General features: G+C 67.6%; 11 protein-coding genes. 3 read left to right on the top strand and 8 right to left on the bottom strand.

Features of this window, described 5'->3' with window-relative positions; genetic code table 11:
- Positions 1–15: 15 nt before the first annotated feature.
- On the bottom strand, positions 16–1278 hold the full coding sequence (locus tag C1924_RS12360) for an efflux RND transporter periplasmic adaptor subunit (RefSeq protein WP_108765567.1): 1263 nt from the start codon (positions 1276–1278) through the stop codon (positions 16–18).
- Positions 1278–1934 (bottom strand): TetR/AcrR family transcriptional regulator, encoded by a 657-nt coding sequence (locus C1924_RS12355; protein WP_108765566.1) that lies wholly within the window; start codon positions 1932–1934, stop codon positions 1278–1280. Before C1924_RS12355 ends, C1924_RS12360 begins: the two co-directional genes overlap by 1 nt.
- Before the next feature lie 263 nt (positions 1935–2197).
- Between C1924_RS12355 and C1924_RS12350 the strand changes: the two genes are divergently transcribed.
- The 3 genes from C1924_RS12350 (at position 2198) to C1924_RS12340 (ending at position 9225) form a co-directional block, all read left to right on the top strand.
- Positions 2198–7174: an NAD-glutamate dehydrogenase domain-containing protein gene (locus C1924_RS12350; RefSeq protein ID WP_108765565.1), complete on the top strand. Its 4977-nt coding sequence runs from the start codon at positions 2198–2200 to the stop codon at positions 7172–7174.
- 282 nt (positions 7175–7456) lie between these two features.
- A complete protein-coding gene (locus C1924_RS12345; RefSeq protein ID WP_108765564.1) occupies positions 7457–8230 on the top strand; it encodes an NAD kinase in 774 nt (257 codons plus the stop codon).
- A gap of 47 nt (positions 8231–8277) precedes the next feature.
- Entirely contained in the window at positions 8278–9225 is a 948-nt protein-coding gene (locus C1924_RS12340; protein WP_108750020.1) for a 5'-nucleotidase, read from the top strand.
- 373 nt (positions 9226–9598) lie between these two features.
- On the opposite strand, the gene C1924_RS12335 is transcribed toward C1924_RS12340, so the two are convergent.
- From C1924_RS12335 to kynU, 6 genes are read right to left on the bottom strand one after another with little or no spacing between them, the layout of a single operon-like run.
- Entirely contained in the window at positions 9599–10150 is a 552-nt protein-coding gene (locus C1924_RS12335; protein WP_108765563.1) for a DUF2939 domain-containing protein, read from the bottom strand.
- A gap of 42 nt (positions 10151–10192) precedes the next feature.
- The gene (locus C1924_RS12330; RefSeq protein WP_108765562.1) at positions 10193–11185 is read right to left on the bottom strand and encodes an aldo/keto reductase; all 993 of its coding nucleotides are present in this window, start codon (positions 11183–11185) and stop codon (positions 10193–10195) included.
- Positions 11185–11871 carry a DUF2461 domain-containing protein gene (locus tag C1924_RS12325; protein WP_108765561.1) on the bottom strand — a complete coding sequence of 229 codons (687 nt, stop codon included), beginning with the start codon at positions 11869–11871 and terminating at the stop codon, positions 11185–11187. Before C1924_RS12325 ends, C1924_RS12330 begins: the two co-directional genes overlap by 1 nt.
- Positions 11868–13307 carry an exodeoxyribonuclease I gene (gene sbcB / locus C1924_RS12320; protein ID WP_108765560.1) on the bottom strand — a complete coding sequence of 480 codons (1440 nt, stop codon included), beginning with the start codon at positions 13305–13307 and terminating at the stop codon, positions 11868–11870. The genes C1924_RS12325 and sbcB overlap by 4 nt, the downstream gene beginning before the upstream one ends.
- Complete coding sequence (locus C1924_RS12315; RefSeq protein WP_108765559.1) at positions 13307–14674, bottom strand: NAD(P)/FAD-dependent oxidoreductase; 1368 nt, start codon at positions 14672–14674, stop codon at positions 13307–13309. The genes sbcB and C1924_RS12315 overlap by 1 nt, the downstream gene beginning before the upstream one ends.
- Positions 14675–14704: 30 nt before the next feature.
- Positions 14705–15979 (bottom strand): kynureninase, encoded by a 1275-nt coding sequence (kynU, locus tag C1924_RS12310; RefSeq protein WP_108765558.1) that lies wholly within the window; start codon positions 15977–15979, stop codon positions 14705–14707.
- Positions 15980–16103: the final 124 nt, after the last annotated feature.

Below are 16103 nucleotides of genomic sequence, written 5' to 3'. Positions count from 1 at the left end.
GACGGAAGGTTCCCGTTACTGCTTGTTCGATTCGGTGGCGGCCGGTTCGGCCTTGTCGGCCGCGTCGGGCGTGGCCGGTGCCTTGTCGGCGCCGGCTGCAGCAGCGGCTGCCGGGGCAGCGCCACCAGCGGCAGGCTGGCCGTTGGCATCCTGGCCCGGCGTCCAGGGCTTGGCCGTGGCCGGCGCCCCTTCCTTCACCTTCTGCACGCCCGCCACCACGATCTTGTCACCGGCGGCCAGGCCGTCGCTGACCATCCAGTTGCCGCCCTGTGCGCCTTCGGTCTTGACGTTCTTGCGCACGACCTTGCCATCAGCGCCGACCACCATCACGAAGCCGCCCGCGCTGTCACGCAGCAGCGCCTGCTGCGGCACCAGGTAGGCGTTGTTGCGCTCGCCCAGGTTGGCCTGGAAGCTGACGAAGGCACCCGGCAGCAGGATCTTCTGCGGGTTCGGCAGCACCGCGCGCAGCGAGACCGCGCCGGTGGTCGGGTCGACCGTGGTGGAGGAGAAATCCAGCGTGCCGGCTTCGCTGTAGGCGGTGCCATCGGCCAGCTTGACGTTGACGGTGGCCTTGCCATCGCCGGACAGCGCCAGGGCACCGCGGGCCTGCTGCGCACGCAGCTGGCTCAGTTCGTCCACGCTCAGCGAGAAGTTGACGTACAGCGGGTCCAGCTGGTCCACGGTGGTCAGCAGGGTCACATCCCCCTGGCCGACCAGCGCACCTTCGGTGACCTGCTGCTTGTTGGCCACGCCGCTGATGGGCGCGGTCACTTCGGCATAGCCCAGGCTGATGCGCGAGGAGGTGACCGAGGCTTCGGCCTGCTTCACCGCCGCCAGGGCGGTGCGCTCAGCGGCTTCGGCGCTGTCCAGGTCGGACTTGGACACGAACTGCTGCGGTGCCAGCGAACGGGCGCGGTCGGCGGCAACCTTGGCATTGGCATAGGTCGCGCGGGCCGAGGCCAGCTGTGCTTCGGAGGCGTTGAGGGTGGCCCGCAGCGGCGCCGGGTCGATCAGGAACAGGGTCTGGCCCTGCTTGACCTCGCTGCCTTCCTGGTAGACGCGCTTGAGCAGCACGCCCGGTACGCGCGCACGCACATCGGCGCTGCGGAACGGCGACAGGCGGCCGACCAGTTCACGCTGCAGCGGCAGGGTCTGCGGCTTGGCGTCGATGACGCCCACCTCCGGCGGCGGGGGCGTCTGCTGTTCCGGCTTCTTGCAGGCGGCCAGCGCGACGGCAACGGCGCACGTCAAGGCAAGGGTGCGGAGTGGGGCGGTCATCAGGAGAAACTCCGGGGTTGGTTTGTAGTGGGGGCCGGCGACCGCAGTGGCGCAAAGGCGCGCAGGAAGCTGTCGACGGAGAATTCTGCCCAGCGCCGACGCAACTGCGCGTCATCACGGTGGGGGGTATGGAAGCGCTGTTTGTCGAAATCCTGACCGGCGATCATGCTCAGCAGCAGTTCGGCCATGAAGTGCGGGTCGTCATGCCGGAGCTGGCCACGCATGCAAACGGTTTCAATCCATTCAGCAAGATGAAGCGTCAGCGCGCCTGCACCCTCGCGGTACAGCGTACGCGCCTCTTCGGGAAACTGGGACGCATCGGCAGCAATCAATCGGCAGGCCTGGCCCACGTGGGGCTGGTTGAAGTGCTCCAGGAAGTCGGTGGCGAACTGCAACAGGCTGGCACGCAGGTCGTCACTGCGGAGTGCACGCAGCAGGATGCCGCTGGCATCGCCGACGTGCCGCTGCACGACCCGGCGCAGCAGGTCCTGCTTGCTGCCGTAGCGCGAATACAGTGTCTGCTTGGAGCACCCGGCCTGCTGGGCCACCGCGTCCATGCTCACCTGCATGCCCTGCCGGCCCAGCAGTTCGCGCACGGCATCGAACACGCGCTGATCGCGCGCATCCAGGGCAGCGGGGAGGTAGGCCGGGTTCACGCGGTGGACTATACCGTCCAGTTCAGGATTGTGGAATCGTGCCGTTAGTCCTGCATCCGCTTCTGCGTGCCTGTTCCGGTAACACGGTTTGCCGATCCTGTCGGCAGCGTTGCGAAGGTTGCCGATGCCATACCCATGCGAACTGAATAGGCGTCTAAACCGGAGCAAACCCGGCATTTCATTATTCCGTCCTGCAGCAAGGCCTTTTCCTGCAACAGGGCTACAATTTCATTTTCCCAACTGAGCAAGCGCCCCGCTCTGCCATGAAACCGCAAAAAACCGCAGCCAAGACCGTGAAAAACAAGACCAAACCAGCTGAGTCGGAGGTCGCAGTGACCGCTGGTTTCTCCCTGGAGCCGGTGTACACGGCCTTGCGCAAGCGTTACCCCGCGGCCGCGCAGGCCGAGGCAGTGGCATTCGCCGCCGATTTCTACAAGCGCATGGAGTCGGACGAGTTCCCGCACCACACCGCTGAAGAGTGGGCGGCGCTGGCGGCAGACACCCTGGAGTTCGCACGTGCACGCAAGGCCGGCAGGGCCAATGTGCGCGTGTTCAACCCCACCGCCAAGGCCAACGGTTGGGAATCGCCGCACACCGTGCTGCAGATCATCAACGACGACATGCCGTTCCTGGTCGACACCGTGACCATGTCGTTGGCCGAACTGGGCGTGGGCGTGCATGTGCTCGGCCACCCGGTCCTGCGTTTCACCCGCGACAAGGCCGGCAAGCTGGCCAAGGTGGGCGAGGGCGATGCCGAATCGGTGATGCTGCTGGAAATCGACCGCCAGCCGGCCGAAGCCATGGCCGCCATCGAGCAGGCCATCAACAAGGCGCTGGATGAAGTGCGCGCCATCGTGCGCGACTGGCAGCCGATGAAGGACAAGGCGCTGGCGCTGGCCGACGATCTGGGCAGCCGCGCGCTGCCGGTCGACGATGCCTCGCGTGCCGAAGCGCAGCAGTTCCTGCGCTGGGCGGCCGACAACCACTTCACCTTCTTCGGCTACCGCGAATACCGCGTGGAGAAGCAGGGCAAGGAAGAGGTGCTGGCGCCGCTGAACGACACCGGCCTGGGCCTGATGCGTGGCAAGGACAAGTCTGCCGCCCGTCCGGTCAAGACTCTGGCCGCGCAGGGCCTGAACACCACGTCCGGGCTGAAGGACGCGCTGATCCTGACCAAGACCAATGCCCGTTCGCGCGTGCACCGCGCCGGCTACATGGACTACATCGGCGTGCTGGAATTCGACGCCAAGGGCAAGATCATCGGCGAGCAGCGCTTCCTGGGCCTGTTCACCTCCAGCGCCTACAACCGCCGCCCGTGGGAGATCCCGCTGGTGCGCCAGCGCCACGAATACGTGATGAAGCAGTCCGGCCTGGCCCCGGCCAGCCACAGCGGCAAGGCCCTGCGCCACATCCTGGAAACCCTGCCGCGCGAAGAACTGTTCCAGTCCAGCGAGGACGAACTGTTCCGTACCGCCATGGGCGTGCTGGGCCTGCAGGAGCGCGTGCGCAGCCGCCTGTTCCTGCGCCGCGACAAGTACAGCCGTTTCATTTCCGCGCTGGTCTACCTGCCGCGCGAGCGCTTCAACACCGATGTGCGCCTGCGCATCGAAGCCATGCTGAAGGACGCGCTGCACGGTGAGTACGTGGACAGCTCGGTGGTGCTGGGCGAATCGCCGCTGGCCCAGGTGCACCTGATCGTGCGCCCGAAGCCGGGTGAAATGCTGGACGTTGATACCGCCGAACTGGAACAGAAGCTGGCCCAGGTGCTGCGCAACTGGCAGGACGACCTGCGCGAAGCGCTGGTGTCCCGCCATGGCGAGACCGAAGGCCTGCGCATCGCGGCCCGCATCGGCAAGGCGCTGCCGGCCGGCTACATCGAAGACAACAGCACCGCCGTTGCCGCCAACGATGTCAGCCAGCTCGACGCCCTGACCGGCCCGGACGATCTGCGCCTGAGCCTGCAGGCCGTGCCGCGCGAAAGCGGCGATGGCCTGCGCCTGAAGCTGTACCGCCAGCTGGATGACATCCCGCTGTCCGATGCGCTGCCGATGATGGAAAACATGGGCCTGCGCGTGATCGCCGAGCGTCCGTACCGCCTGTCGGTCGACAACGCCCCGGTGTACGTGCAGGACTTCGAGGTGGAATCCACGGCCGGTGCCATCGATGCCGCCCGCGTCGATGAAGCCTTTGGCGAGACCTTTGCCCGCGTCTGGCACGGCGATGCCGAGAACGATGGCTTCAACCGCCTGGTGCTGGCCGCCGGCCTGCACTGGCGGCAGGTCGCCATGCTGCGTGGCTACTGCAAGTACCTGCTGCAGACCGGCGTGCCGTTCTCGCAGGCCTATGTGGAAGGCACCTTCTCGCGCTACCCGCTGCTGGCGCGCCTGCTGGTGGAACTGTTCGAGGCCCGCTTCGACCCGGCCACCGGGCACGAGAGCAAGGACGACATCGCCGCTGGCCAGGCCCACCTGAAGGCGCACTTCGATGTGCTGGCCGCCGGTGATGACGCCACCCTGAAGGTGCTCAAGACCGTCGTCGATGCGCGCAAGGGCAACCGCGATGCGCAGATGCAGGCCGCGCGCGAAGCGCTGCTGAAGCTGATGGACCGCGTGTCCAGCCTGGACGAGGACCGCATCCTGCGCTCGTTCATGGGCGTGATCGACGCGACCCTGCGCACCAGCTACTACCAGACCGATGCCAACGGCCAGCATGGCCACGTCATCAGCTTCAAGTTCGATTCGGCGCTGGTGCCGGACCTGCCGAAGCCGCGCCCGTACCGCGAAATCTTCGTCTACGGCCCGCGCGTGGAAGGTACCCACCTGCGCTTCGGCGCGGTGGCCCGTGGCGGCCTGCGCTGGTCGGACCGCCGCGAAGACTTCCGCACCGAGGTGCTGGGCCTGGTCAAGGCGCAGATGGTGAAGAACACCGTCATCGTGCCGGTCGGCGCGAAGGGCGGCTTCTTCGCCAAGATGCCGCCGGTCAACGGGGATCGCGATGCGATCTTCGCCAACGGCGTGGCCTGCTACAAGCTGTTCATCCAGGGCCTGCTGGACATCACCGACAACATCGTCAACAACAAGATCGTGCCGCCGGTGGATGTCGTGCGCCACGACATGGACGATCCGTACCTGGTGGTGGCCGCCGACAAGGGCACCGCGACCTTCTCCGACATCGCCAACGGCCTGGCCATCGCGCACGGCTTCTGGATGGGCGATGCGTTCGCCTCCGGCGGTTCGGTGGGTTACGACCACAAGGGCATGGGCATCACCGCCCGCGGTGCGTGGGAATCGGTCAAGCGCCACTTCCGTGCGCTGGGCCGTGACAGCCAGACCCAGGACTTCACCACCGTGGGTGTGGGCGACATGTCCGGCGACGTGTTCGGCAACGGCATGCTGCTGTCGCGCCACATCCGCCTGCTGGCCGCGTTCGACCACCGCCACATCTTCCTCGACCCGAACCCTGATGCGGCTACTTCGTTCGTCGAGCGCGAGCGCATGTTCACCGTGCCGCGTTCGAGCTGGGCCGACTACGATGCCAAGCTGATCAGCAAGGGCGGCGGCATCTACCCGCGCAGCCTGAAGTCGATCGAGATCACCCCGCAGGTGCGTGAAGCGCTGGGCCTGGACGAGAACGTCAAGGCACTGTCGCCGAACGATCTGATGAGCGCGATCCTGAAGGCGCCGGTCGACCTGCTGTGGAACGGCGGCATCGGTACCTACGTCAAGGCCGCCAGCGAGCAGCACAGCGATGTCGGCGACCGCGCCAACAACGCCCTGCGCGTGAACGGTGGCGAGCTGCGCTGCAAGGTGGTGGGCGAGGGTGGCAACCTGGGCATGACCCAGCTGGGCCGCATCGAGGCCGCCCAGGCCGGCGTGCTGCTCAACACCGACTTCATCGACAACTCGGCCGGTGTGGACACCTCCGACCATGAAGTCAACATCAAGATCCTGCTCAACGATGTGGTGCGCGCCAAGAAGCTGACCGTCGAGCAGCGCAACAAGCTGCTGGCGTCGATGACCGATGAGGTCGCCGACCTGGTGCTCAACGACAACTACCGCCAGAACCAGGCCCTGAGCCTGATGGAGCGGATGGCGGTCAAGCGCCTGGGGTCCAAGCAGCACTTCATCCGTACCCTGGAACAGCAGGGCCTGCTGGATCGCCAGATCGAGTTCCTGCCGTCCGATGCGGAGCTGTCGCAGCGCAAGGCACGTGGCCAGGGCCTGACCCGTCCGGAACTGTCGGTGCTGCTGTCCTATTCCAAGCTGGTCGCGTTCGCGCAGCTGCTGGATTCGGACATCCCGGAAGATCCGTACCTGTCCAAGGAACTGCAGCGCTACTTCCCGACCCCGCTGCAGAAGAAGTACGCCGACGCGATGGAGCGTCACCGCCTGAAGCGCGAAATCATCGCCACGGCCGTGACCAACCAGACCATCAACCGCATGGGCGCCACCTTCCTGATGCGCATGCAGGAAGACACCGGCCGCACCATCGCCGAGGTCGCCAAGGCCTACACCATCAGCCGTGAAACGCTGGATGCCCGCGCGCTGTGGGCGCAGATCGACGCCCTCGACGGCACCCTGCCGGAGTCGGTGCAGATCGACGCACTGGAAGTGATCTGGAAGCTGCAGCGTTCGTTCGTGCGCTGGCTGCTGTCGCGCCCGGGCCCGATGCCGGGCATCACCGAGGCGGTCAACCGCTACCAGGGGCCGTTCAACGACATCCGCGTCGCCTCGGGCGTGCTGCCGGATGCGCAGCGTCCGACCTACGAAGCCCTGGTGGCCGAGTGGAAGGAAAAGGGCCTGCCGTCGGCGCTGGCCCAGCAGCTGGCCGAACTGCACTTCCTGGAACCGGCGTTCGACATCATCGAACTGGCCCGTACCCGCAAGCTGAAGCCGGTGGACGTTTCCAAGGTCCACTTCCGCCTGGGCGATGCCCTGCAGCTGCCGTGGCTGTTCGAGCAGATCGACGCGCTGGAGGTCAACGGCCGCTGGCATGCCGTGGCCCGTGGCGTGCTGCGTGACGAACTGGCCGCACACCACCGCAACCTGGCGGGCCAGGTGCTGGGCACCAAGGGCAGCAGCGCTGAAGCGAAGGTCGCCAGCTGGATCGGCCGTGACGACAGCAGCCTGCGCTTCACCCTGTCGATGCTGGCCGAACTGGCCGAGCAGAAGACCCTGGACTACCCGACCGTTTCGGTCGCGGTGCAGCGCCTGGGCCAGCTGGCCGCACATGGTGCGTAAGCGCATTCGCGCTGACGCCCCACGGTTTGCTCTGCAAACCGTGGGCCCCATGCCAACCATGCTCCCAGACCCCCGCGCCGTTGGCGCGCCCCCCTGACTCGGGGGGGCTCCTGATCTGCAGCAGTTGGAGGAACGGCCCCGCGAAAGCGGGGCCGTTCTGCGTTGCCTGGTAGTGCCGGCCGCTGGCCGGCAACCGCATGAGCCGCAACCGGGTGCGGCTGCCGGCCAGCGGCCGGCGCTACCGGGTATGCTCTTGCTGGCACACCCCACCCGGATCCACCGATGAGCGACACCCCCCGCATCGCTTTCCTGGCCAGCACCACCGAACCGGCGCAGATGGCCCGCGCGGCGATGGTTTCCCGCTATGGCGACCACGCACCCGACCAGGCCGATGTGCTGTGCCCGTTGGGCGGCGACGGTTTCATGCTGCAGACCCTGCACCGGCATGGCCACCTGGGCAAGCCAGTGTTCGGCATGAAACTGGGCACCGTCGGCTTCCTGATGAACCAGTACCGCGCCGAGGATGACGTGATCGCCCGTATCGCCCGTGCCGAACCGGCCAATCTGCGGCCGTTGCAAATGGTGGCGCTCACCGAATCGGGTGCCAGCACCGGTTCGCTGGCCTACAACGATGTCTCGCTGCTGCGCCAGACCCGCCAGGCTGCACATATCGGCATCGATCTCAACGGCCAGGAGCGGGTGGCCGAGCTGATCGGCGATGGCGTGCTGGTAGCCACGCCGGCCGGCAGCACGGCCTACAACTATTCGGCGCACGGTCCGGTGCTGCCGCTGGGCTCCCACACCATCGCCTTGACGCCGCTGGCGCCGTACCGGCCGCGGCGCTGGCGGGGCGCCATCCTGAAGGCAGACACGGAAGTGCGTTTCCGCGTGCTTGACCCGTACAAGCGTCCGGTCAGCGTCACCGCCGATTCGCACGAAACCCGCGACGTGGTGGAAGTCACCATCCGTGAATCGAAGGAGCACCGGGTGACCCTGCTGTTCGACCCGGAACACAACCTGGAAGACCGGATTCTGAGCGAACAGTTCGTTTTTTGACGACAATACGCTGCCGGCCCCGCCGATCGCTTGAAGGACCCCCACCGATGGGAGACAACACCCCCCGTCTGCTGACCGTCGCGGTGACCTCGCGCGCGCTGTTCGATCTGGAAGAAAGCCACGCGCTGTTCGAGAGCGACGGCGTGGCGGCCTATGCCGAGTACCAGCGCCAGCACGAGGACGACATCCTCGGCCCCGGCGTGGCCTTTCCGGTGGTGCGCAAGCTGCTGGCGCTGAACCAGGGCGCCAGCCCGGAAAACCCCCGGGTGGAAGTGATCCTGCTGTCGCGCAACTCGGCCGACACCGGCCTGCGCATCTTCAATTCCATCCAGCACTACGGCCTGGGCATCATCCGCGCGACGTTCACCGCAGGCGAACCGACCTGGCCATACGTGAAGCCGTTCGGCACCGACCTGTTCCTGTCGGCCAACCCGGAATCGGTGCGCAGCGCGTTGCGCCATGGCATCGCCGCGGCAACCATCCTGCCCAAGCCGCCGGGTGAAACTGCCGCAGCGGCGGAAGACCAGGTGGTGCACAGCGAGCGCAATGCCGGCCAGCTGCGCATCGCCTTCGATGGTGATGCGGTGATCTTCGGTGATGAGAGCGAGCGCATTTCACGCGAGCAGGGCGTGGAAGCGTTTGGCCGCCACGAGCGCGAGCGTGCGCGCGAACCGCTCAGCGGTGGCCCGTTCCGTGGCTTCCTGTCGGCCCTGCATACGCTGCAGGAAGTGTTCCCCGCCGGCGAAAGCGCACCGATCCGCACCGCGCTGGTGACCGCACGCTCGGCGCCGGCGCACGAGCGGGTGATCCGCACGCTGCGCGAATGGGGCGTGCGCCTGGATGAGGCGCTGTTCCTGGGGGGCCGGCACAAGGGCCCGTTCCTGCAGGCGTTCGGCGCGGACATCTTCTTTGACGATTCGCAGCACAACATCGACAGCGCCCGCGAGCACGTAGCGGCCGGCCACGTCCCGCACGGCGTCGCCAACGAAGGCTAGGCCCGGTAGCTGCCAACCTTGGTTGGCATCGCGGCGCAGCCGCGCCCACCAAGGCGCACGAGGCCCCGGTAGCTGCCAACCTTGGTTGGCATCGCGGCGCAGCCGCGCCCACCAAGGCAGACGAGGCCCGGGTAGCTGCCAACCTTGGTTGGCATCGCGGCGCAGCCGTGCCCACCAAGGCAGACGAGGCCCGGGTAGCTGCCAACCTTGGTTGGCATCGCGGCGCAGCCGTGCCCACCAAGGTGGGCATCTACCAGAGCGGGGTACGGCGAATGCGAGCATCGCGGCGCAGCCGCGCCCACCAAGGTGGGCGTCTACCAGAGCGCGGTACGGCGGATGCGCACGAGCCAGGTGGGCATCTCCCAGAGCGGACCTACGGGCTGCCCGACATCCCCAACTGCAGATCCACCACCTTCCAGCGCAGGCCCTGCGGTTCCAGCACCACCTTCAACGGCGGTTCGCCGGGGCCGCGCTGGACCTCGACGACAAATCGGTCCAGCGACTCGAAACGGTGCTCGGCGTCTTTCAACGGCCGGGCCGGTTCGGTCGGGCCGAACGCATCGCCACCCTGCAGTTCATTGCGGCCGCGCTTCCAGAGGACGTGGCCCTGCAACATCGCGCCGATGCCGGTCGGCGTGACCATGGTGTCCACCGCCGCGCCACCCAGCTGGTCGCCCAGCCCGTACAGCAACGCCCCGAACGGGCTGGCTGCCACGTCCGGTCCGGCCTGCCGAACCAGGTAATCGTTGAGCTGAGCACGTAGGCTGCTGCGCACGCGTGGGAAGTCCACGTAGCGTTCCAGTTTCGCCGTATCGCGCTGCTCGATGGCCTTGGACAGGCCGTGCACGGTCAGGTACGGGCCACTGAACCACCAGGCGACCACGGCCAGGGCGAGGGCAACCAGGATGCCGATGAGTTTCTTCATGGTACCCAGACTGCCGCAAGTGCGGCCGCCGCAGGTTAAGCGTCAGTGACTGGGTGAGCCGCTGCCATCGCCGAACGCGGCCACCAGCCGCTGCCGTTCGGCGCCGTCCAGCCGATCGACGCGGGTCTGCAGCACCTGCTGCAGGCTGGCGACGCGGGTCGTGCCGAGGATGCCGCAGGCCACGCCGGGGTGCTGCAGCACATAGGCAAAGGCGGTCTGGGCCGGGCGCTGGCTGTGCACAGACGCCACCGCGCGGCGCATCGCGTGGGCGCTGCGCATCAAGGCGCGGCTGCTGGGCTTGAGCCACGTGCGCGCGAGATACCAGGCATCAGCCAGGCGGGGCAGGCGCGGCCGCGCCGGCAGCAGATGGCCCTGGGCCAGCACGGTGCCGGCCAGCACACCGATGCCGGCGGCGTGCAGCGCGTCGATCAGCGGCTCGCGGTCCTGCTGCAGCGCGTTGTAATCCAGCAGCACCACGTCGAAGGCCTCGGGGTGGGCGATCATCCAGCGCAGGGTCACCGCCGAATGGGTATTGATGCCGGTGTAACGGATCAGGCCGCGCTCACGCAGACGCTGCAGCGCGGCCAGCAGGTCATCGGTGATGTCGTGCTCGCTGGCGCCGTGCAGCTGGTAGATGTCCAGGTAATCCAGGCCCAGGTTGCGCAGCGACGCTTCGCAGCTGGCGGTGATCGCCGCGGCGGAAAAGTCGCGCTGCTCGGCGCCACTGATGCCGGCCTGGCCGGTAAGCGTGCCGCCCTTGCTGGAGATCACCAGGGAATCACGCGGGAAGCGTGCCAGCAGCGGGCGCAGGATGCGGCCCAGGCGAGGTTCGGCATGGAAGCCGGAATAGTTGTGGCCGGTGTCCAGCAGGTTCACCCCCTGCGCCAGCGCGTGTTCGACCACGGCGGCCGCCGCGCTTTCGGCGAAGCGGCGGTGGCCCCAGAAGCCGGAACAGCCCAGGCCGATGGGCGAGACCTGCAGGCCGGTGCGGCCGAGCACGCGCCGCTGCTGCGCCAACGGCAGTTCCGCCATCATCAGAATTCCAGGTCCAGTGCAGCGCAGAGATAGTCGACGAACGGGCCCAACGCCGCCAGATCCTTGCCCAGCGTGGAGAGCAGGCGTGGACCGGTCATGGTGTCGTCGTCCAGCGAGCGCCACATGACCCAGTTGCGATGCTTGAGATCGTCGATGAACTCGAAGTCGGCCGGGAAGCCGCGTGGCGGTCGCACCAGCTTTTCAGTCTGCTCGAAATCAAAGCGCTTGCGCAGGGCCGGTGCGTGGGCGGCCGCCTTCCAGCTGCCCGGGTTGTCGAGGATGAAATGGCGGATGCGCCGCTGCGTGTCTGGCTCGGGGTGCCACACGCCGGCGCCGACGAAGCTCTCGCCCGGCTGCAGGTGGATGTAGAACGAGGGCGCTGCCACTTCGCGGCGGCGCTCATGGAACAGGCGGGCGCCCTGCCAGGTCTTGTAGGGTGATTTGTCGTTGGAAAAACGCGCGTCGCGATGGATGCGGAACAGGGAGCCACCGACGCCGCGCGTGTCGGCGCGGAAGTGGTCGCTCACCTCGGTCAACGCCGGCTGCAGGTCGCCCAGCAGGCGAAGGAAGGGCTGCCGTACGTGGTCCTCGTACTGCTGCCGATGGTCGTTGAACCAGGCTTTCTCGTTGTGCCGCGCCAGGCTGCGCAGAAACTTGAAACTGGCGTCGGAGAAATACGTGCTCACAGGTTCTCCTGCAGGTGGTGGCCCCAGTCGCGCAGCGACTGCAGCAGATGGGTCCGGCGCGCGTCGTCTGGCGCTTCGGCGGCCAGTGCCTCGATCTGCTGCTGGTACTGCGGCAGGTTCAGTTCGCCCAGGCCGCCATCGCCCAGCAGGCGCTGGCGGCGGTAATCCTGCCAGCGCTCGCGTTCAGCCGGTGCGAGGCTGTCGGGATGGTTGCGTGCGCGGTAGCGGAACAACAGTTCGGGCAGGCGCGGGTCACGGAAGCGGCCTTCCAGCGCGGCCAGCTGCTGCGGCGCGCTGGTGCGCGCCAGGGCCAGCAGGGGCTTGTCGCCGGCACCGAGGAAGCCGTCGTACAGCGATGCGTCGACGTCGGATACGGTGGCCGGCCGCGGCTGGTTGAAGACCTGTCGGGCCTTCTCGGCCAGCTGCGGGGCGACCGCACGCAGTTGCTCGGCTTTGGCTTCGATCGCCGCCACGTCCAGCCCGAGGCGGGCGTGATCGTCAGCGCGCAGGTGGTTCCAGGCCACCAGGGCGGGCACCTTGTTCAGATGCACTTCCTTCAGCGGCACGCGTGCCACGCCCTCGGGCAGTTCGCTGGCACGCAGGTACAGGCGTTGGGCGATGACCTCGGCCGGCAGTTCCAGCAGGTCGTCGATCCCGCCGTCCAGGTCGAACACGATCACCCGGTTGTTGATGGTCGGGTGCATGGCCAGCGGCAGCACCGGCGCGGCACACAGGCGGCTGGCCGGGTAGCGCATGGAAATGTGCAGCACCGGCTTCATCGCGCCCACGTCCAGCAGGCTGCCGACGAAACGCTTGTCGCGCAGCTTCAGCGCGTACTCCCACAGCCGTGTCTGCGACTGCTTGAACAGGCGCGCCATGCCGATGGTGGCGCGCACGTCCGACAGCGCTTCGTGCGCGTCGCCCTCGCGTACGCCATTGGCCTCGGCAAGATGCTCCAGCTTGAACGACGTGGCGCCATCCTCGCGCAGCGGCCACTGGATGCCCTCCGGGCGCAGGGCGCGCATCATCCGCAGCATGTCCAGCAGATCCCAGCGTGAGTTGCCGTTGCGCCACTCGCGCTCGTAGGGATCGTGGAAGTTGCGGAACAGGCCGTAGCGGATGAACTCGTCATCGAAGCGCAGGGTGTTGTAGCCCAGCGCGCAGGTACCCGGCCGCGACAACTGCTCGTTGATGCGGTCGAAGGCCTCGGCTTCGCTGATGCCTTCGGCCATGGCCTGCTGCGGGGTGATGCCGGTGACCAGCGTTGCCATCGGTGAAGGCACCAGATCGTCGGCCGGGCGCACGAAGAAGCTGACCGGTGTGTCGATCACGTTGAGGTCGGCATCGGTGCGCATTGCTGCGAACTGCGCGATGCGGGTGCGGCGCGGGTCCTGGCCGAAGGTTTCCAGGTCGTAGAACAGGAAGCTGTCGGCCATCAATGTGCGCCCTCCAGGACCGGCAGCTGCGCATGGATCTGCGCTTCCAGCGTGGCCCAGTCGATGTTGTCCAGGGTGGTGTGGCCGGCCGTGGCCGCCACCAGCAGGTCGCGCTGGATCTCCGTGCGGCGCAGCGCTTCGGCATACGGCGTGTGCAGGAAGGTCACCATGGTGTAGTGCGGTACGAAACGGGTCGGCCAGCGGCGCTGCAGTTCCTGTTCCAGCTCGCGCTGCAGGAGGAACGCCGGATCGGCCACGCGATCCCGCATTTCCAGGTAGTTGTCCAGGGCCATCTGCTGGATCGCACGCGCGTTGGGTTTGCGCTCGGCTTCAAAACCAGCGAAGGCGCTTTCCAGGTCGTCGGCGTCCTGCAGGTGGCGGGCCAGCGCCACGCAGTCCTCGAAGGCACAGTTCATTCCCTGGCCGTGGAAGGGCACCATCGCGTGCGCGGCGTCGCCGATCAGCACGGCGCGCCCGGCCTGGTGCCAGCGGTCCAGGGTCAGGGTGCCCAGCAGGCCCGGTGGGTGCTGTTCCCAGTCCGCGCGCAGGTCCGGTATCAACGGCAGCGTGTCGGCGAACTCACGCGCGAACAGCGCCTCGGCCTGCGCACCGGTGGTGACCGTGGCGAAACTCGGCTCGCCCTTGTTCGGCAGGAACAGGGTGACGGTGAAGGTCCCTTCGTGGTTGGGCAGGGCAATGCACATGTAATGCCCGCGTGGCCAGATATGCAGCGCGTTGCGCTCGATGCGGAAGCTGCCGTCGGCTGCCGGGGGAATTTCCAGTTCCTTGTACGAGTGGTCGAGGAACGCGATGTCCTCGCCCAGCGGCGCACGCCGGTTCATCGCTGCGCGCAGTGCCGAACCGGCACCATCGGCACCGATCAGCGTGTCGAAAAGGATGTCGTGCGGGCTGTCGTCGCGGTCGTCGATGAAGCGCGCGTAGCCGGCATCGAAATCCACGGTGTGCAGGCGGCGGTGGAAATGCACGGTGGCACCGGCCTGCTCGGCCAGTTCCAGCAGGGTGGTGTTCAGATCGCTGCGGTGGATCGACCAGATCACTTCGCTGTCGTCGCGCCCATAGCGCTGCAGCTGCGGTTCGCCCTCGCGCGGGTGCACCATGCGTCCGCGCATCATCACCGCGCGCGCCATCACCTCATCCTCCACGCCGGCCTGGCGCAGCGCGTTGCGGCCGCGCTCGGCCAGCGCCAGGTTGATGGACCGGCCACTCTCGTAGTCGGCCACGCGCGGGTCGCCGCGGCGCTCGTACAGGGTGATGCGCCAGCCCTGCCGGGACAGCAGGATGGCCAGCAGGGAACCGGCGAGGCCGGCACCGATGATGCTCAACGAGCGGGAAGCGTGTGCGATCAACGAACTGTCCAGCAGTAGGGGAGGGGCGGCTTACAGGCCGGCCCAGGCTTCCACTTCCTCGACGAAGTGGTGCACGTCCAGGTAGCGGTTGTAGAGAGGAGTGGGCGAAATGCGGATCACGTCCGGTTCGCGCCAGTCACCCAGCACGCCGATGGCGCGCAGGTGGTCGAACAGGGCTCGGCCACGCTCGCGGCCGGCGATCACCCGCAGCGAGAGCTGGCAGCCGCGGCGCTCGGGTTCGGACGGGGTGACGATGTCCAGCACCTGCGGCAGCCGTGCCCGCACCAGCGCATCGAGCAGGCCGGTCAGGGCAAGCGACTTGCGGCGCAGTGCCTCCATGCCCGCGCGCTCGAACAGGTCCAGCGATGCTCGCAGCGGCGCCAGGCCGAGGATCGGTGGGTTGCTCAGCTGCCAGCCTTCGGCACCGATGGCGGGGGTGAACTGCGGCGCCATCTGGAAGCGCGTTGCTTCATCGTGGCCCCACCACCCGGCGAAGCGGGGCAGGGTGGCATCACGATGGTGGCGTTCGTGCACGAAGGCACCCGCGACCGCGCCCGGGCCGCTGTTGAGGTACTTGTAATGGCACCACACGGCGAAATCCGGTGCGACCTCGTGCAGATGCAGCGGCATGTTGCCGACCGAATGGGCCAGATCGAAGCCGATGCGTGCGCCCTGCAGGCGGGCGATGCGGGTGATCGCATCAAGGTCGAAGGCCTGGCCCGTGCGGTACTGCACGCCTGGCCACAGCACCAGCGCCAGGCGCGGCCCATGTTCCCCGATGGCGCGCTCGATGGCGTCCATCGAGATCGTGCCGTTGGCTTCGTCCGGCTGCACTTCCACCAGGCAGTCGGCGGGGTCGAAACCATGGAAGCGGATCTGCGCTTCCACCGCGTGGCGGTCGGTCGGGAACGCGCCGGCCTCCATCAGGATGACCGGGCGCTCGGCAGTGGGCCGGTAGAAGCTGACCATCATCAGGTGCAGGTTCACGCTCAGCGTGTTCATCGCCACCACTTCGCTGGGCAGCGCACCGACCACGCGGGCCAGCTGGGCGCTGACCAGGCGGTGGTAGGACAGCCACTGGGTGGGGCCGGTGAAGTGGCCTTCCACGGCCAGTTCGCCCCACTGCTTCATCACTTCCTGCACGGCGGCCTGCGCACCACGCGGCTGCAGGCCCAGCGAGTTGCCGACGAAGTAGGTCTGTTCGCCGCCGCCATGGCGCGGAATCAGGAATTCGTTACGCAGCGGGCGCAGCGGATCGGCGGCGTCCAGCGCGATGGCGTGGGTGCGGTTGAGCAGGTCGGACATGGGCGGGCAACAGGCTGCAACGGGGCTGCCAGTGTAGCGCTTGGGGCTTGACCCGGTAGTCGCCAACCTTGGTTGGCGCACGTGCAGGCAGGCGCCCACCAAGGTGGGCATCTACCAGAGCGGG

The sequence above is a fragment of the Stenotrophomonas sp. ESTM1D_MKCIP4_1 genome, from assembly GCF_003086895.1.
Lineage (GTDB): Bacteria > Pseudomonadota > Gammaproteobacteria > Xanthomonadales > Xanthomonadaceae > Stenotrophomonas.
This window is presented reverse-complemented; position numbering and strand designations above follow the sequence as displayed.